The 17,424-nt window shown below is 51.4% G+C and carries 16 protein-coding genes; all 16 read left to right on the top strand.

Annotation, left to right across the window (positions count from 1 at the left end; all coding sequences use genetic code 11):
• Window positions 1–6 precede the first annotated feature (6 nt).
• The 16 genes from HUU10_03825 to rplS all read left to right on the top strand — a co-directional run bounded on the left by HUU10_03825 (window position 7) and on the right by rplS (window position 17,418).
• Window positions 7–1,218 (top strand): exodeoxyribonuclease VII large subunit, encoded by a 1,212-nt coding sequence (locus tag HUU10_03825; protein NUQ80719.1) that lies wholly within the window; start codon window positions 7–9, stop codon window positions 1,216–1,218.
• Between the two features lie 35 nt (window positions 1,219–1,253).
• Window positions 1,254–1,472, top strand: a complete 219-nt coding sequence (locus HUU10_03830) for an exodeoxyribonuclease VII small subunit (GenBank protein NUQ80720.1) — start codon at window positions 1,254–1,256, stop codon at window positions 1,470–1,472.
• A 19-nt stretch (window positions 1,473–1,491) separates the two neighbouring features.
• A complete protein-coding gene (locus HUU10_03835; protein NUQ80721.1) occupies window positions 1,492–3,393 on the top strand; it encodes a 1-deoxy-D-xylulose-5-phosphate synthase in 1,902 nt (633 codons plus the stop codon).
• Window positions 3,390–4,403 carry a Gfo/Idh/MocA family oxidoreductase gene (locus HUU10_03840; GenBank protein NUQ80722.1) on the top strand — a complete coding sequence of 338 codons (1,014 nt, stop codon included), beginning with the start codon at window positions 3,390–3,392 and terminating at the stop codon, window positions 4,401–4,403. Before HUU10_03835 ends, HUU10_03840 begins: the two co-directional genes overlap by 4 nt.
• A 100-nt stretch (window positions 4,404–4,503) precedes the next feature.
• Window positions 4,504–5,283 (top strand): hypothetical protein, encoded by a 780-nt coding sequence (locus HUU10_03845; protein NUQ80723.1) that lies wholly within the window; start codon window positions 4,504–4,506, stop codon window positions 5,281–5,283.
• Between the two features lie 29 nt (window positions 5,284–5,312).
• On the top strand, window positions 5,313–6,248 hold the full coding sequence (locus HUU10_03850; protein NUQ80724.1) for a hypothetical protein: 936 nt from the start codon (window positions 5,313–5,315) through the stop codon (window positions 6,246–6,248).
• On the top strand, window positions 6,248–7,816 hold the full coding sequence (locus HUU10_03855; GenBank protein NUQ80725.1) for a hypothetical protein: 1,569 nt from the start codon (window positions 6,248–6,250) through the stop codon (window positions 7,814–7,816). The genes HUU10_03850 and HUU10_03855 overlap by 1 nt, the downstream gene beginning before the upstream one ends.
• Window positions 7,817–7,825: 9 nt before the next feature.
• Window positions 7,826–9,916, top strand: coding sequence for a penicillin acylase family protein (locus HUU10_03860; protein NUQ80726.1), 2,091 nt, complete (start codon window positions 7,826–7,828; stop codon window positions 9,914–9,916).
• The gene (locus tag HUU10_03865) at window positions 9,913–10,752 is read left to right on the top strand and encodes a hypothetical protein (protein NUQ80727.1); all 840 of its coding nucleotides are present in this window, start codon (window positions 9,913–9,915) and stop codon (window positions 10,750–10,752) included. Before HUU10_03860 ends, HUU10_03865 begins: the two co-directional genes overlap by 4 nt.
• Entirely contained in the window at window positions 10,728–13,661 is a 2,934-nt protein-coding gene (locus tag HUU10_03870; GenBank protein NUQ80728.1) for a serine hydrolase, read from the top strand. The genes HUU10_03865 and HUU10_03870 overlap by 25 nt, the downstream gene beginning before the upstream one ends.
• Window positions 13,662–13,776: 115 nt before the next feature.
• Window positions 13,777–14,016, top strand: a complete 240-nt coding sequence (locus HUU10_03875; protein NUQ80729.1) for a hypothetical protein — start codon at window positions 13,777–13,779, stop codon at window positions 14,014–14,016.
• A 57-nt stretch (window positions 14,017–14,073) separates the two neighbouring features.
• On the top strand, window positions 14,074–15,411 hold the full coding sequence (gene ffh, locus HUU10_03880; GenBank protein NUQ80730.1) for a signal recognition particle protein: 1,338 nt from the start codon (window positions 14,074–14,076) through the stop codon (window positions 15,409–15,411).
• A 22-nt stretch (window positions 15,412–15,433) separates the two neighbouring features.
• Window positions 15,434–15,847, top strand: coding sequence for a 30S ribosomal protein S16 (rpsP, locus tag HUU10_03885; protein ID NUQ80731.1), 414 nt, complete (start codon window positions 15,434–15,436; stop codon window positions 15,845–15,847).
• Between the two features lie 5 nt (window positions 15,848–15,852).
• Window positions 15,853–16,368 carry a 16S rRNA processing protein RimM gene (rimM, locus tag HUU10_03890; GenBank protein NUQ80732.1) on the top strand — a complete coding sequence of 172 codons (516 nt, stop codon included), beginning with the start codon at window positions 15,853–15,855 and terminating at the stop codon, window positions 16,366–16,368.
• The gene (gene trmD, locus HUU10_03895; GenBank protein NUQ80733.1) at window positions 16,368–17,042 is read left to right on the top strand and encodes a tRNA (guanosine(37)-N1)-methyltransferase TrmD; all 675 of its coding nucleotides are present in this window, start codon (window positions 16,368–16,370) and stop codon (window positions 17,040–17,042) included. Before rimM ends, trmD begins: the two co-directional genes overlap by 1 nt.
• Window positions 17,043–17,064: 22 nt before the next feature.
• The gene (rplS, locus tag HUU10_03900; GenBank protein ID NUQ80734.1) at window positions 17,065–17,418 is read left to right on the top strand and encodes a 50S ribosomal protein L19; all 354 of its coding nucleotides are present in this window, start codon (window positions 17,065–17,067) and stop codon (window positions 17,416–17,418) included.
• Window positions 17,419–17,424 lie beyond the last annotated feature (6 nt).

Genomic DNA, 17,424 nt, shown 5'->3' on the forward strand with positions numbered 1-17,424 from the left:
TTAATCATGTCCGATCTTTTCGATTCCCCCATTCTGACTGTTTCCGGTCTGACCCGACAGATCAAAAACGTCCTTGAAACCGGCTTTACCAGTCTTCGCATCGAAGGCGAGATTTCCAATTGCCGGGCGCAATCCTCGGGCCACATTTATCTGACACTGAAGGATGAAGGTGCTCAATTGCCCGCGGTTATCTGGCGAGGGTCGGTTCCTGCACTCCGTGTCCGGCCGGTGGATGGGATGAAGGTGGTGGCCACCGGCGATTTGTCGGTGTATGAACCCCACGGCAAGTACCAGATGGTCATCCGTTCGTTGGAACCGCTGGGAATCGGGGCCCTTCAGCAGGCCTTTGAAAAATTGAAGCAGAAATTGTACGCCGAGGGTTTGTTCGATCCGATTCATAAAAAAGACCTTCCGCCATACCCCGAGAAAATCGGAATTGTCACCTCACCCACCGGGGCAGCCGTCCGAGATCTTATTTCCGTCATCACACGCCGGAATCCGATGGTGACCATTTATGTGTATCCGGCCCGCGTTCAGGGAGAGGGAAGCGCCGCCGATGTCATCGCAGGCCTGACGTATTTCAATACCACCTGTCCGGTTGATGTCATCATCACAGGCAGGGGAGGCGGATCACTCGAGGATTTATGGACCTTTAACGAGGAATCGGTGGCCCGGACCATTTTTGCATCGGAAGTACCGGTCATTTCGGCAGTGGGTCATGAAATCGATTTCACCATTGCCGACTTTGTGGCCGATGTCCGGGCGGCCACACCCAGCATGGCGGGTGAACTGGTGGTGAAGGAACGCCGGGAACTGATCGAAATCATTCTGGGCTATCAGTCTTACCTGAATGATGAAATCCGGTCTCTGGTCAATAACAGGAAAATCCGCCTGGATGCCCTTCGGAAAAGCCATGCCCTTAACCGGCCTGCCGATGTGATCCAGCAGAAACTGCAGCGGGTGGATGATCTGGTGGGCCGGATGAACCTGGCAGCCAAAGGACTTATTGCCGCCAGAAAACAGGAAATCACACTGAAACGTCAGACATTGACTGCCTACAATCCGCGCGGTGTTCTCGATCGGGGCTATGCCATCATCTCCTCCGGCGGTCATCTGGTCACCCATGCCGGACAGACGGTACCCGGTCAGGAAATCAGCATCGGATGGGCCAACAGCGAGGCAACCGCTGTGATCACAGGTGCAGATAAAAAGGCATGAGAGTCTGAATCGAAAATTTGTTAACTTTACGGCTTATGGCAAAGAAAACAACCGAAGACACCCCGGGATTTGAGCAACAGTTACAGCGGCTTGAATCCATTGTACAGGCACTCGAAACCGGTCAGACCGGACTCGAGGAGTCGCTGAAATTGTATGAAGAGGGAATTATTTTATCGGGAAATTGTTTAAAGGCATTAAATCAGGCTGAAGCAAGAATCATCGACCTTCAGAAAAAACTGACCCCTGATCAGTAAATCAAAAGGCATTTGAACCATGAGCATTGAACCCGGTCCGCTTCTCGCCCGGATCAACACCCCGGCCGATCTGAAAACCCTGTCACAGGACGAACTGAAAACGCTCGCAGTCGAACTGCGAGATTACGTTCTTGATGTTGTCAGCCAGAATGGCGGACACCTGGGTGCCAGTCTCGGCGTGATTGAGCTGACCATTGCCCTTCATTATGTGTACAACACACCCGAAGACCTGCTCGTCTGGGACGTGGGGCATCAGGCCTATCCGCATAAAATCCTGACAGGTCGCCGCGACCGCTTTCCCAGCAACCGTAAGCTGAACGGCCTTTCCGGTTTCCCCAAACGGTCCGAATCAGAATATGACACGTTTGGCGTGGGACACTCCAGCACCAGTATTTCGGCCGGTATAGGTATGTCAACCGCCAACCAGTTGCAGAACGGACAGAAAAAGGTTGTTGCCATCATTGGTGATGGTGCTCTGACCGGAGGAATGGCGTTTGAAGGATTGAACAACGGGGGCTTTCTGCAAAGTGACCTGCTGGTGGTTCTGAATGACAACCGCATGGGAATTGATCCGAATACCGGTGCACTGCAGGATTACCTCACCAAGGTAACCACAAGTTCGGCCTTCAATAAACTGCGTGATGAAGTCTGGGAAAAACTGGGTAAACTGAATCATCTGGGAGAACACCTGCGTTCCATCGCTTCGAAACTGGAAGATGGCTTTAAGGCTGTTTTTACTCCGGGAATGCTTTTCGAATCATTCGGATTCAAATATTACGGTCCCATCGATGGCCATGACCTCCCCAAACTGGTCGAGACCCTCGAGGACATGAAGAATATCAAAGGCCCCAAATTCCTTCATATTCTCACAGTGAAGGGAAAAGGGTATGCACCAGCCGAAGACGATCAGCTGAAATTCCACGGACCGACTCCGTTTGATAAAACCAGCGGAACGTTTCCGAAAAAAGCACCGGCTCCGATTTCTTTCACCGATGCGTTTGGGAAAGCAGTCGTTCAGCTGGCAAAGGAAAATCCGAAAATTGTGGGAATCACTGCTGCCATGCCGAGTGGGACCGGTTTAAAACACCTGGCCTCTGAACTACCCGACCGGTTTTTCGATGTGGGAATCGCCGAGCAGCATGCCGTCACCTTTGCGGCCGGTCTTGCCTGTGAAGGCATGGTCCCCATCACCGCCATTTACAGCACCTTCCTGCAACGTGGCTACGATCAGGTGGTTCACGATGTCTGCATTCAGAAATTACCGGTGATCTTCTGCATGGACCGGGGTGGCCTGGTTGGTTCAGACGGACCGACGCATCACGGGGTGTTCGATATAGCCTATCTGCGTTGTTTACCCAATATGGTGATCATGGCGCCCAAGGATGAATCAGAACTGCGCGACATGCTGTACACGGCCACCCGTTACAAAAAAGGACCGATCGCCATGCGGTATCCCCGCGGTAATGGTCTGGGTGTTCCCATGAAACCTGGTTTCGATGAAATTGAAATCGGAAAGGGTGAAATTCTTAAAAAGGGAACCGATGTCGCCTATCTTGCGCTCGGCAATATGGTTCAGTCTGCATTTGAAGCCCAGGCCCGGCTTGATGAACTGAATGTGTCTGCCGAAATCGTTAACATGCGGTTTGTAAAACCACTCGATGAAGCGTTGCTTAAAGACATTTTCAGCCGCCATTCCAGAATTGTGACGCTGGAAGATCATGCGGCTCAGGGTGGTTTCGGATCGGCTGTGCTGGAGTTTGCAGCTCAGCAGCGGTATAAAGGAGAAATTGAAGTCATCGGTATCATCGATCAGTTTATTGAACATGGTACCCCGGCCGAGTGCTTTACCATGGCAGGGATCGATACCGATTCCATTGTAAAACGAACCCTTCAGCTAACCGGATCAGTGGTAAAGGCATGAAAGAACAGAAGCAGGTCAACATTGCAGTCATCGGGTTGGGACAGGTTGCCCAGCTGGTTCATATTCCCATCTGGGTCAAAATGCCAAATGTGGATGTGATCGGTGTCTATGATACCAACAAACCCCGCGCAAAAGGCATTGCCGAAAAATTGGGTGCGAAGGTGTACGGATCCACAGATGCTCTGTTCAATGACCCCGAAATTGATGCTGTTCATATCTGCACACCCACTCATACACACACTCAGTACGTCCTCGAGGCCCTTGCTGCAGGAAAACATGCACTGGTCGAACGTCCCATTGCCCGTAACCTTCAGGAAACCCTCGACATTCATCAGGCTGCAAAGAAAAGTGACCGGGTTGTGATGGTCGGAATGAATCACCGGTTCCGTCCCGATGCCATGATCCTGAAAAGTTTTCTCGATAACCACGACCTGGGCGATGTGTATTACATTCGTGCCGGCTGGAACAAGCCCATCCGGGATGCACACTCCTGGCGCCTGAAAAAAGCGCAATCCGGTGGTGGGGTGCTCATGGATCTTGGTATTATTATGGTGGATCTGGCGCTTTGGCTGACCAATTTCCCCAAAATTGAGTCTGTTTCTGCCATCACATTCCATCACAATGTCGATACGGTTGAGGACACAGCCATTTTCCAGGCCCGGTTTAAGGGCGGAATCATTTCCATCGATTGTTCGTGGTCTCCCATGGTCGAATCGGATGATCAGTGGCTCAGGCTGGTTGGTACAGAAGGCTCGGCCCGCCTGTTTCCGTTTAAAATCCACAAGAACATGCACGACAATCTGGTGGATATCACTCCGCATACCTCTGACAGCGAAAAGATCAATTACAAAAAATCCTACGAAAATGAACTTCGTCATTTCATCGGCGCCGTTCGCGGCATTCACCCCGCGACCTGCACACCAGCCGATGCGGTTGAACGGATGCTCCTGATTGATGCCTTTTACCAGTCTGCCAAACAGGGAAAGGAAATCGCCGTTTCAAAACTCTGATCTCCCGAGTCCCGTATACCCGGTGTCCGGCCGGCCCGGTTCGCAATTAAACCCGGAGTTCGGTATCTTCATCTAACCCCATAAGTGAAGGATTACACCCATGCTAAACCCCCGACATGCGTTCCCCCTTTTGTTGGTGGCTTCTTTGATCACGCCTCTTTTGCTGTCTGCGCAGGGAACTGCCGGTAGTGCTGCTGAAATTGAACCCCGGTTTGTCATCGATTTTCCCAGCGCAGGTGCGCTCCGGAAAGGAACCTACACGGTAGATTCACGCCTGGAACCAGGCGGCGGATTGGTGACAGGAATGAATGTGGGAATGAGCGACCGGTTCAGTTTTGGTGTTTCTTACGGTGGCTCCAATGTCATCGGTAACGGAAATCCCGGCTGGAATCCTCAGGCATCCATTAACATCCGCTACCGGTTTTATGAAGAAACCGACCAGTATCCGGCCGTGGTTGTGGGTTATGACATGCAGGGCTATGGCGGATGGGTCGATTCCACTTCAAGATATCTCTCCAAATCTCCCGGTTTGTTTGCGGTTGCTTCAAAAAATTATGAGTTGCTCGGATTTATCATCCTTACAGGAGGGATAAATTATTCCATTGAACGGAAAGATGGAGATTCCGATCTTAACTTCTGGGGTGGGGTGGAAAAAACCCTGAATTCCGAAATCTCCGCTTTGCTCGAATACAGCACCGGATTTAATGATAACAGCCGCCGCTCGGTTGGTAAAGGGCGCGGCAGTCTGAATGCAGGCCTTCGGTGGTCGGTGGGTGCCGGACTGACTCTTGAGTTGTCGGTAAAGAATCTCAATAACAATCTGAAATCGATTGATCCCGGTGGACGGGCCGTCCGGTTGGAGTACACCAACTTCTTCTGACGACCAGTGAGTAACGGGTGGAGGTCACGATGAAAACCACATTATTCCTTTTGCTGATGGTAACAGTCAGCGGTTGTTACACTCAATTAAGCACGGTGTCAGGAACGTATAAACGTCAACCTGATTTCCGGAAAGTGGAACAACAAATCGACGACAGTACCCGGATCACCGACTATTACGATAACCGGATGTATTCCTGGTACCTGCGGAATTTCTCCTACGGATTCGGTTACCGGTATGATGAACTTTACTGGAACAATCACTGGTACAATCAAACTTTCTTCCCGCATGGATGGGGGTCGTACATCGACATCGGGTATGGATACTACCCTTGGTACTACAACACATACTACGGATATGATTACCTAGACTACCGCATGGACCGGTGGGCCTGGGAACGCTGGGGATGGGAACGAGACCGCTATTACTTCGGCCACTATCCCCATTATGGCGGCGGATGGGTTCAGGATGGCGGAGATGAAGGTCCCGGACCCATGGTTGCTCCCCGCCGCAGCAGCCGGACTCCCGTTTCCTCTGGTTCCGATTTACCCAGACTTTCCAATGGTTATGTTCCGGTAACCATCGGTTCAGGATCAGTAAGCAGAATTCCGGAACCTGCAGGATCGTCTGGCAGACGGCCGGTAGAGATCGAATTACCCGGTCCGGGTGTGTCGGGAGGGGCAAGTCCTTCATTACCAACCGTTTCGACTCCAACGGGGAGCAGTGACAGTGGTGGCCGCAGACCAGTAACCATGGAACTGCCGCAACCTGCACCGCCGCGACCAATGCCCGAAAAGCCGGATGCACCAAAGCATAAACCACAAAATGATCAGGAAAGGCCAGCCCCTCAGCCAACACGGCAACCCGATCCACCTCCGAGTGTTCATCAGCCGGATTCTCCCGCCCAATCCGGGTCATCCGGTTCCGGATCCAATCCTCCACGCAGGCAGGGGCGGGGTCGCTGATGGTTAGCAGATGGCAGGTGTTGAAATGCTTTTTCTTAGCGATTGTCCTGGGAATACCCGCTTTTCTTGGCGCACAGTCCATTACCGATCCGTTGTTGCTCGATGCCTTGCGGTATCAGGCGCCCATTCGTGGCGCGGGTCCGGTTGCAGTGTCCATGGGATTCGCAACCATTACCTCCGATCAGGATCCTTCGGCCTGGTTTCTGAATCCAGCCAGCCTCGGTCTTCATAAAAACACCATCGTCGATCTGGGTTTCAGGTTCAGGAACGGGTCGGTCTCCTCCAGTTTTCTGGGAACCGATACCGATCAGCCCAATACCTCTTCCGATATTGACCACTTTTTCTTCATTTATCCCTACCCGGTTCTGCAGGGAAGTTTTGTGCTCGGCTTCGGTTACGGGCAATATTCCCTTTTCGATCTGACGGCGTCAGGAGAAGGGTTTAATCCAACATCCTCCTATTCCGAAAGTTTTTACGGATACAATCCATCGGCGCGGTTTGCAACAGGAACGGCTGCAATCACGGAACTGACGCGGCTTGTTAATCAGGATGACTATTTTTACAGGGCTCAGGCTGCCGGATTGTATTATATTCTGACAGATCCGGCCGATCCTGCTCAATACCGTATCCGGTCGGCTGCCATTGGCAGAGTGACTCAATCCTACACCGCACTTTTCGATGGCAGTTTGTATGCCTGGACGGTCGGTGCCTCTGCAGAGGTGGCTCAGGGTATCTTTTTAGGAGCCAGTATTCAGGTGCTGGGCGGATTTTATCTGAAGGATTATGAATATAGCGAACAATCCGACCTGGACTGGTACCGTCAATATCCCGATTCGGGAAGAACAGAAAGCAGTACACTTTACATTTTCAAATCGCTCACTCAAACAGAAAAGCAGGATGATGATATCAGTGGACTGGCATTCCGGTTTGGCGGGGTCGCCAAACTGACCGATGAATGGCGGGTGGGATTTTCTTATGCCTTGCCTACACAACTGTCGGTTAAATCCTCCTTCGAATGGGATATTTTTGCTGAATGGGAAAAAAATGGTAATCCATCCGTGTTAGTTACCAGACGGGCGAACGATATTCTTTCTATTCCAACCGATTACGAATTGTCAGGACCTTCCATTCTGGATGGCAGTGTGGGGTTCCAATCTTTTCCCTTTTCTGCGGAAGTTGGATTCACATGGACCGACTATTCAGCCATGAGATATTCGAATACCAGTGATGATGAGTTTTTTGATGAACTGAACCGGGAAATCAAACTTTCTCTCGATCAGACCCTCGATTACCGGGCAGGAATCCAATATGCGGTTCCCGAATTCCAGTCGCTTCTCAGAGCGGGTATCTATTCTGCCGGAAATCCGGCCGGTGGGGACCGTCGAAATCAATATTCGCTTGGGTATGAGTACGTCACCGAAGGTGGTTACCGGTTTGTTCTCGGTTATCAGCTTTATTCCTTTGAACAGGAATATCTGGCCTATCAGCCGGTTGCCAAACCAGCCGTATCTTACACCGAAAACGAAGTGATTCATACTTTTTCCATCGGCACTATTATCAGATTCTGATTCGTTCCCATGCCCAAACCCCGTCCGCTGGCGCACATCCTCCTCGTCAGCGCCCTGATTATTGCCGGTTCCATTCTGTTCTTCTGGCAGTTTACCAACCAGTTTGAACCAACTTATGACGGAACATTGGCAGTCAGTCCGCTCGAAAACGAAGTGCAGCTGCGGCGTGATCCGCATGGATTGCCTCTGCTGACGGCCCGTTCATCACCCGATGCATGGTTTTCTCTCGGATTTCTTCATGCTCAGGAGCGATTCTACCAGATGGATCACCGCCGGAAAACAGCTCAGGGACACCTTGCCTCCTGGATGGGACCGGACTATATCCACTCCGATTTGTGGTACCGGTCTCTTAACCTGGAACAGATTGCCGATTCTCTCTGGCTTAAGATGCCACCTTCATCCCGCGATGTGTTTGTTGCCTTTTCTGACGGGGTGAATGCCTGGGTTAAAAGCCAGGAACATGGTACTGGTATCGAATATGCCATTATGGGCGTTCCGGTTGAGCAGTGGACACCCCGTCATTCGTTGCTGCTGGTTTTGTTCGATGAATTCCTGGCCAGTTCCTCTTCATTCAGGTCCGAGCTGTTCAATAAAGTAATTAATCGTTTTGGGTTGCAGTCTCCCTGGGCTGAATGGATGACCGGAATGATTCCCGATTCAATCATGGTGCCGGGTGCCGGTGCAAGTACACCGGTTTTCGATGGGTCGGAACCGGTCCGGTCCTGGGTATCCGGAAAGTGGGTTCCGATGGGATTCGGTGCCTCACTGACCAATACCGGACTTCCGGTTACGGCGATTGCCTGGTATGGTCCCCTGACCCTGCCATCGGGTCTGATTCCGGTGGTCACCCGCATTCATGAACAGAGCCAGGCGCTGAAAAGTTATTTTCCCGGCAATCCGCTCCCGCAATCCGTCACCACCACCGACTCGGTTTTTCATTCGGTTTCTGTGGGACTCGGCCTGTCACCGGCACTGATCACCAAAAAACAGTACGAACAATCCGATTTCACTCCGGTGTCCCTTGAAGTCAAAAATCAGGAAGCGCATTACGCCTTTCTGGGAAGAAATGGGTCTCAGGTGGTATTGCCGGCAGGTTGGCTGGGAATCAGGGATACGAGTTTATATCTCGCCATATCGGTTTCACTGGCGCAGACCAGTATTCTGAATCAGGTTCATGTGGAAAAAAGCCGGATGGTTCCCGTTCTGGTTTCTGATTCAACCTCGCTGCTCATCGACAATCAGTTGGTCTCACTCCGGTCATTGGGGTCGTTTTCAGGACCGGTTCCAATGGCCGATTCGGTTCAATCCGATCTTTATTACCGTTTCCGCGAACAGGGTTATCTGACTGGTCATAATCTGTGGGATTGGTGGTCCTTTTCAGAAGGGATGTCCGATCTGGCCTTGTGCCGTCAGTTAATCGGGGCCATTTCTTCAGACACTTCGAGGGTGGTTCGCGAAACATTGGTTTATCTGACCGAGTGGGTCGGTGATTATTCGCCGGGCAGTATCGGTGCATCCTTGTTCGAAGTGACCCGTTATCAGCTCTTCCGTGATTGGCTCGAACCTGCAGTGGGTGAGGCCAATTTTAACGAGTGGTATGCCCTTCAGGATGGGGCCAGTCTGAACGGACTCGCCGATCAGCTGATCGTTCAGCCGGTATTTCCGGGGTCGCTTGTTCCATCTTCGCTGCGTTACCAATTGGCCTTCCGTGATGCCATGGAATACCTGCAGCAAAATTTCGGTGTGACCCGCTATGTCTGGAATTGGGAAAACCTGAACCAGGCTTCCATGGTCCACCCCCTTCATTCGGTCAGGCACCTGCCTCAGTTTGTGAGCCAGTCTGACCAGGAAATCAGGCCAGTGAATCCGGTTTATGACCGGCCCCAATTCAGACGGTTGACAACGGGCACTCCTGTGGGAATTACCTATCTGACCGCAACCGAGCCGCCATTCATGCCTGTGTGGTATCTGTCGGCGGGGGTCAGCGGGAATCCGGCTTCTCAGTATTATTCCCGAGAGGACAGTCTGAACCGCCGGTTGATTCCCGTTGGGTACTGGACGACCGAGGATCGTGTTCTGTCGCTGGTACCGGCCCGATGATATTACTTGCCGATGTGGGACGATCGAAAACGCATTGGTCCGTGAATGACACGGAGGGTCGGGTGATCCGGTCGTCCCGGTGGGAGGGACGTCAGGCGGTTCTCAGTGAGCCCTATAAGTGGCTGAAGGAAACTGGTTCTGCTTCGTTTGACGGAATGGTGCTCGGTCTGGCCGGACTGACGGCTTTATCCTCTGCAGAAAAAACAGTCCTTGAAACCTGCTTAAAAACATGGATTCGACCCGAAGGGCATCTGGTGTTGTGTACCGATGCCGACCTGATTTCTGCCTGCCTGCTGCCGGAGTCCCTGGCGGTGAGTTTGGGTTCCGGGTCGGTGTTGATTCAATCGGGACGCGAAGGAAGTACCCGGATCACCGGTGGATGGGGTCCGAAGTTTGGGGATGAACTGGGGGCCGGCTGGTGGTGGATTCAACTGGTACGCCACGTGATGCTGGTTGCCGAAGGCCGGAAGCCGACAGATGCCGTTTCGGTCTGGATGGAAAAACAGATCGGTTCGGGCGGAAGGGAACTGCTGGCCGTTGCCCTGCAGACCAGTGATGAAAAAGCCATGCAGATGGCCGGTGAGTTTTTAACAGAATCCCCCGATCCTGCATGGATCTCATCCACTTTTTCTTCCGGTTGGCAATCGCTGATGACCGGCATTCGCTGGAACCAATACCGGCATGTGTATTTTCAGGGCGGATTGACTGGAATTCCGGTCATTCATCAACTTATTCTGGATCATTTTTTACAGTCTGGTGTGGAGCATGCACCCACCCGGATTGACAATCTTTTAAAAGGAGCCTGGTTTTTGTGGCAACATCGTTCCGTCTGCTGATTCTGACAGGGTCCATTCTGACACTGGCAGCCTGTTCTTCAACTGCTCCTGTTCCGCAGGCTCAGGTGGATGTCACGGGACCCGATAGTGTGGTGTCTGCTTATGATACCTCCCTGGTGGTTCCTGTAACCCAGACACCCACCGATGATCAGTGGGTGGATAGTGTGCTGACTTCACTGACCCTCCGGCAAAAAGTGGCCCAGATGATTTTTCCCAAAGTACTTGCGCATTATTTCTCGGTGGATTCCAAACATTACCTGCGCATACAGAAACTGATTCAGACTGATGAAATCGGCGGATTGGTGGTTTTTCAGGGTGATGTGATGGCAGAGGCCACCTTGCTGAACGAGTTTCAGGCCATGAGCCGACTTCCCCTGTGGGTCATGCAGGATACCGAAAACGGACTGGCCATGCGCATACGGAATGCCACCCTGTTCCCGCATATTATGAGTCTGGGCGCCATTGATGACACCGTGCTGACCTATCAGTATGCCCGGACCATTGCATTGGAAAACCGGGCTGTAGGCATTCATCACGCTCTGGCACCGGTAATTGATGTGAACAACAATCCGAAAAACCCCGTGATTAACGTCCGGTCCTTCGGTACCGATCCGAAACTGGTTGCCCGTCACGGTCTGGCCTACGTCCGGGGAACGGAAGATGGTGGTCAGATTGCCACCATCAAGCACTTTCCCGGTCATGGCGATACCGACACCGACTCGCACATCAGTCTCCCGGTGCTGAATCAGAGCATGGAACGTCTCGATTCGGTGGAATTATACCCCTACCGTTACATTCTGAGGCATAATCACCCATCAGTCATGATTGGTCACCTGGCTGTAAATCCGTCCGTTTTTGGACGGGACCCCGCAACCCTGAATCAGAAAATGATCAGGGATCTGCTGAGCGATCATCTTGGTTTCAGCGGTTTTCTGGTTTCTGATGCCATGGATATGGGTGCTATCGAAAGAAATTACGGTCCGGTGAATGCGGCCATCATGGCTGTAAAAGCCGGTCTGGATGCCATAATCCTGCCCATCGGAGAGGAACAGGTGATCGATGGTATTGTTGATGCCGTAAAGGCAGGTGAAATTTCTGAATCCCGGATCAATGAAAGTGTGAGAAAAATTCTGGAGTATAAATCGGAATTTAATCTGCATAAAAACCGGTATACCTCTCTGGCCGATGTCAGAAAAGTGGTTGCCCGGGCCGACCATTTGTCAAAGGCTGAGGAAGTGGCCTTCCGGTCGCTGACCTTACTGAAGAATGAAAACAATCTGGTGCCTTTCAGCCAGAGGACACCATCCAGATTGCTGGTTGTTTACCTTGCCGATACCGAAGACCCCACCATTGATGATCTTTTTGTGAGTGAACTTCGCCGCCATACAGGAAAAACGGTAGAAGTGGTTCTGCTCGACCGGCGCAGCAATTCGCTCGATTTCGATGTGGCAACCAATCGGGTATCAGCCTTTAACCAGATCATTCTGGTGACCAACATGAATATTCTGAGCGGAAAAAACCGGGTTCAGCTATCGGCACCGCTCCGTACCTGGATTGACCGGAATGAAACTGAATTGCAGAAACGAAATACCATTTTGATATCTCTCGGAAATCCATTTGTCATAAACTCCATCCGGGCGGCCGATGCGGTGATTGCCACTTATTCTATCAGCGACAATTCACAACGGGCTGTGGTGGCCGCCTTGATGGGCGAAACACCCTTCCGCGGAAAATTGCCGGTTTCACTGGATGCTTATCCGATCGGAGCAGGAATTCAGACCAGGCTGCCCGAAGCTGGTGCCCCGGGTGAGGAGCTAATCTGTGAACGCGAGCATCCGTCCTTCAATCCGGTCGCCCAGGAAGCCGATGAAGCCATTCTTGAAGGAGTTGCCCCCGGAATGGCCATCAGTGTGGTATCCCGCGATAAAATCTGGTATCAGAAAGCATTTGGACGGCTGACGTACGAGACCACCTCGGCCTCCGTTACCTGCAGCACCTTGTATGATCTGGCCTCACTGACCAAGGTTTTTGCCACCACCATGAGTGTCATGATTCTGACGGAAGAAGAAAAACTATCTCCGGACCAGCCGATTAAAACCTGGTACACTGCTCTGAAGGATACGGTTAAACAGCAGATCACCATCCGGCAGCTTCTGACTCACACCAGCGGATTTGAATCCTGGCGACCCTTTCATAAACTGGGCTCGCCTTCTGCTGAAGCCATTCTGGATACGATTCTGAATGCCCGCTTGCATTACAGTCCCGGCGATTCAAGTATTTATTCCGACTGGAATTTTATTCTGCTCTCCGATATCATCCGGAAAGTAACCGGAAAGACGCTGGATCAGTTTGCAGCCGAGCGGATTTATCAACCGCTGGGACTCCGGATGACCGGGTTTAATCCCGCAGGATATCCCGAGGAACAGATGGCCCCGACCGAAAACGATCAAACCTGGCGGATGAAAGTGGTCAGAGGATCCGTTCATGATGAAACGGCCCAGTTATTGGGTGGGGTATCCGGACATGCCGGATTGTTTTCCACCATCCGAGAAATCAGTGTGCTGACTCAGTTAATGGTGAACAATGGCAGGGTAGGGGATGTGCGGTTGTTTCAGCCTGAGACGGTGAAACTCTTTACCTCTTCGCAAGGTTTGCCGGGTGGAAGGGCACTGGGTTGGGATGTGAAATCCCCGAAAGGATATACAAGCGCAGGATCCATCATGGGACCGCTGACATACGGACATCTGGGTTTTACCGGAAACAGCGTCTGGATTGATCCGCAGGCCGGTTACGGAATCATTCTGCTCAGCAACCGGGTGTACCCGACACGGGATAACAAAAAGATATCGGCATTCAGGCCTAAAATGTATGACCGTATTGCAGAAATTGCCAGAAAGGTGATCCGGTAAAATTGACCGTGATCACCCGGCGTTGCATCAGTAGCGCTTCCATTGTATTTTCGGACAAAAGAAAGGAAACACCCGTCTGATTCATTGATATCGAACCATTAACAGAGAGGTTACCATGTATAATCCTGTTGCCGATATCATTTCGGACGATCTGTTTTCCAGACTTCGTGAACTGGGCCTGATTAATGAAAAGGGAATCCGTGATCTGCTGATCAAGCAACGGTTCCGCGAGCTCAGAAAGCGCATGCCTGCCAGTGAAGTGATTGAGTCGTTGAGAAACGAATATCCTTATCTGCAATACGACACCATCAGGAAAATCGTTTACCAGGTCAGACCCCGGGCCCAAAAGTTTTAACTTGCAGAAAAATATCCGAAAAGTTATCTTTGCTGTTCTCTGCAAGAACCGCAAAGTATGTTTGAAGATTTATCCGGCAAATTAGACTCCATCTTCCGGAAAATCCGGGGTGAAAACCGGATTACCGAACTCAATATTGCGGATTCCATGAGGGATATCCGCCGGGCACTGCTCGAGGCGGATGTGAACTATACCGTTGCCCGTGATTTTACCGAACGGGTGAAAACACGGGTGCTGGGATCCGATGTGATCCGGTCTGTCAGTCCGGGTCAGCAGATCGTCAAGCATGTTCACGACGAACTGGTCGAGTTGCTGGGTGGAACTCACACACAACTGACTTTCAGTCCTCGTCCCCCCTCGGTGATTCTGGTCTGTGGATTGCAGGGGTCTGGTAAAACGACCTTTTGCGGTAAACTGGCCAATTACCTGAAGAAGCAGGGAAAAGTACCGGCCATTGTGGCGGCAGACGTATACCGTCCGGCCGCTATTGAACAGTTAAAAAAACTGGGTAACCAGATTCAGGTTCCGGTTCTGACATACGGAACCACCAATGCTGTTGAGGAAGCCCGCCGTGGTCTGGAAGACAGTCGTCTTGCAGGTCGTGGGGTGGTGATTATTGATACAGCCGGTCGCCTTCACGTCGACCAGGAAATGATGAACGAAGTCCGGAGTATCCGTGAAGCGGTACAGCCGGCCGAGACCTTGTTTGTGGTGGATGCCATGACTGGTCAGGATGCAGTGAATACTGCAAAAGCATTCTGGGAGACCGTTTCCTTTACGGGTGTCGTCATGACCAAAATGGATGGTGACACCCGCGGAGGAGCGGCCTTGTCGGTCCGGCAGGTGGTCGGTCAGCCCATCAAGTTTCTTTCCTATGGAGAAAAACTCGATAGCCTCGATCCGTTTCATCCCGAACGGCTGGCAAACCGGATTCTCGGAATGGGCGACATCGTGTCGCTGGTCGAAAAAGCTCAGGAAACGGTCTCGGTTGATGACGCCAGAAAACTGACCGAGAAAATCAGAAAGAATGATTTTAATCTTGAGGATTTTCTGGACCAGTTGCGGCAGATCAGAAAAATGGGATCGATTTCCAGTCTGATCGGCATGATTCCCGGAATGGGAAAAGCGCTGAAGGATATGCCGGTTGATGAATCGGCCACCAAACGCGTTGAAGCCATCATTCTGTCGATGACCCTGGCCGAAAGACGGAACCCTGATCTGCTGAATGGAAGCCGGCGGATGCGGATCGCGAAAGGAAGCGGAACATCGGTCGCCGATGTAAACCGGCTGATGAAACAGTTTCAGGATATGAAACGGATGATGAAAACCGTTTCAAAAGCAGGTAAATCAGGGCTGGCTAATCCGGCAATGATGCGCCGGCTGATGAACAGATAATTTTTTAAAAAGGAGAATACCCTTGGCAGTTAAGTTAAGACTTCGGAGAATGGGCCGCAAAAAGGCACCGGTATATAAACTGGTTGCTGCTGATTCCCGCGCAAAACGGGATGGCCGTTTTATTGAAGCAATTGGCCTTTTCAATCCATTGGGCGATAAACCCCTCTTCACCTACAAGGAAGACCGGGTTCAGTACTGGCTTGATAATGGCGCAGAACCCACCGATACCGTGCGGAACCTGCTCAGCAAAGAAGGCATTCTGATGAAACGCCTTCTTGTTAAACGGGTTGGCGAAGAAGCCGCTGCTGCAAAAATGGCCGACTGGAAAGCAAAAGCAGAAGGTAAAAAGGCTGCAAAGGCAGCTCCGGCTAAGAAGGCTGCTCCGAAAAAGGCCGAACCTGCCGAAGAGCCTGCTGCTCCCGCCGAAAACGCCTGAGTTTTATGAAATCCCTCATCAGTGTCGGTTTTCTGGGGAAAACCCACGGAGTGCAGGGATTTATCCGGGTGGTCTCGGAATGCGGATCCGATGAATGGATCCGTCCCGGACAGGTTGTGTTCACAGGAAAGACCGATGGTTCTGCACGGCTGAATGAAATTGCCGAAACCAGAGAATCGGCCGATGGTGACTGGTTTATACGGTTCGAAAAGTACCAAACCCCCGAAATGGCCAGACAATTGTCGGGTCTGAAGGTGTTCCTCCCGGAGGATGAAGTCCCTGAGCCGGTTGAAACGGAATGGGATGAACTGAATGGTTTCGAAATCTCTGATCAGACTTCAGGTATCAGCCTGGGGACGGTTATCCGGATGGAGCCTTCACCGGCCCATCCCATGCTTGTGGTTCTTTTACATACTGAACGGGAAATCCTGATTCCGCTTGTGGAAGACTGGATCGTCACGGTGAATCCTGGAAAAAAACAGATCACCATGGCACTGCCCGATGGATTGGTTGATTCATGATCCGGATCGATATCCTGACCGGAATCCCCGGTTTACTTGAAAGCCCGTTGAATCATTCAATCATTGGACGGTCTGTCCGGTCCGGACTGGCCGATATCCGGATACACAATCTGCATGATTACACGCATGACAAGTACCGGACCATTGATGATTATGCCTTTGGCGGGCAGCCAGGAATGGTTCTGAAACCGGAACCCATTTTTGAATGCCTCGACCAGCTTACATCGGAACGCCACTATGACGAAATCATCTTCATGACACCCGATGGAGTCACTTTTAATCAGTCGGCTGCCAACGAATTGTCCATGAAGCAGAACCTGATCTTTATTGCAGGGCATTACAAGGGAGTCGATCAGCGAGTCAGGGATCATTGGGTAACCCGTGAAATCAGTATTGGCGATTATGTGCTTACCGGTGGCGAATTACCGGCGCTCGTGGTGATCGATGGCTTAATCCGGTTGATTCCAGGTGCGCTGGGTGACTCAGAATCGGCATTGAATGATAGTTTTCAAACACCTCTGCTCGATGCACCGGTCTACACCAGACCGGCATCTTACCGGGGAATGAACGTTCCGGATGTGCTCAGGAGCGGAGATCATAAAAAAATACAGGACTGGCAAACTCAGCAATCGCTGAAAAAAACGGCAGAACGCCGGCCGGATCTTTTAAAGTAAAGACAGTGTTACAGAAGGAGTGATGAAAATGGAAAAAATTCAACTGGTTGAAGCAACCCAGATGAAGACCGATTTCCCCGATCTGCGGATTGGTGATACCGTAAATGTCAATGTACGGGTTATTGAAGGTGATAAGGAACGGATTCAGGTGTATTCCGGAATCGTGATCAAAATGAAGGGAAGTGGTCTTTCCGAAACCTTTACCGTTCGCAAAATGTCGAATGGGGTCGGAGTTGAGCGTATTTTCCCGAAACACTCACCGCGGATCGCCGGTGTCGAAGTGGTTCGCCATGGTAAAGTCCGTCGCGCCAAACTGTACTATCTGCGTGATCTGACTGGTAAAGCATCCAGAATTAAAGAAAAAATCAACGTCTGAGGTAGG

Source organism: Bacteroidota bacterium, assembly GCA_013360915.1.
In the GTDB taxonomy this organism is placed as follows: Bacteria; Bacteroidota; JABWAT01; order JABWAT01; family JABWAT01; genus JABWAT01.

Bases quoted from the DNA above. Each gene is read 5' to 3' on its own strand.
- HUU10_03825 (NUQ80719.1), top strand. From the start codon at position 7: ATGTCCGATCTTTTCGATTCCCCCATTCTGACTGTTTCCGGTCTGACC.
- HUU10_03830 (NUQ80720.1), top strand. From the start codon at position 1,254: ATGGCAAAGAAAACAACCGAAGACACCCCGGGATTTGAGCAACAGTTA.
- HUU10_03835 (NUQ80721.1), top strand. From the start codon at position 1,492: ATGAGCATTGAACCCGGTCCGCTTCTCGCCCGGATCAACACCCCGGCC.
- HUU10_03840 (NUQ80722.1), top strand. From the start codon at position 3,390: ATGAAAGAACAGAAGCAGGTCAACATTGCAGTCATCGGGTTGGGACAG.
- HUU10_03845 (NUQ80723.1), top strand. From the start codon at position 4,504: ATGCTAAACCCCCGACATGCGTTCCCCCTTTTGTTGGTGGCTTCTTTG.
- HUU10_03850 (NUQ80724.1), top strand. From the start codon at position 5,313: ATGAAAACCACATTATTCCTTTTGCTGATGGTAACAGTCAGCGGTTGT.
- HUU10_03855 (NUQ80725.1), top strand. From the start codon at position 6,248: ATGGTTAGCAGATGGCAGGTGTTGAAATGCTTTTTCTTAGCGATTGTC.
- HUU10_03860 (NUQ80726.1), top strand. From the start codon at position 7,826: ATGCCCAAACCCCGTCCGCTGGCGCACATCCTCCTCGTCAGCGCCCTG.
- HUU10_03865 (NUQ80727.1), top strand. From the start codon at position 9,913: ATGATATTACTTGCCGATGTGGGACGATCGAAAACGCATTGGTCCGTG.
- HUU10_03875 (NUQ80729.1), top strand. From the start codon at position 13,777: ATGTATAATCCTGTTGCCGATATCATTTCGGACGATCTGTTTTCCAGA.
- ffh (NUQ80730.1), top strand. From the start codon at position 14,074: ATGTTTGAAGATTTATCCGGCAAATTAGACTCCATCTTCCGGAAAATC.
- rimM (NUQ80732.1), top strand. From the start codon at position 15,853: ATGAAATCCCTCATCAGTGTCGGTTTTCTGGGGAAAACCCACGGAGTG.
- rplS (NUQ80734.1), top strand. From the start codon at position 17,065: ATGAAAATGGAAAAAATTCAACTGGTTGAAGCAACCCAGATGAAGACC.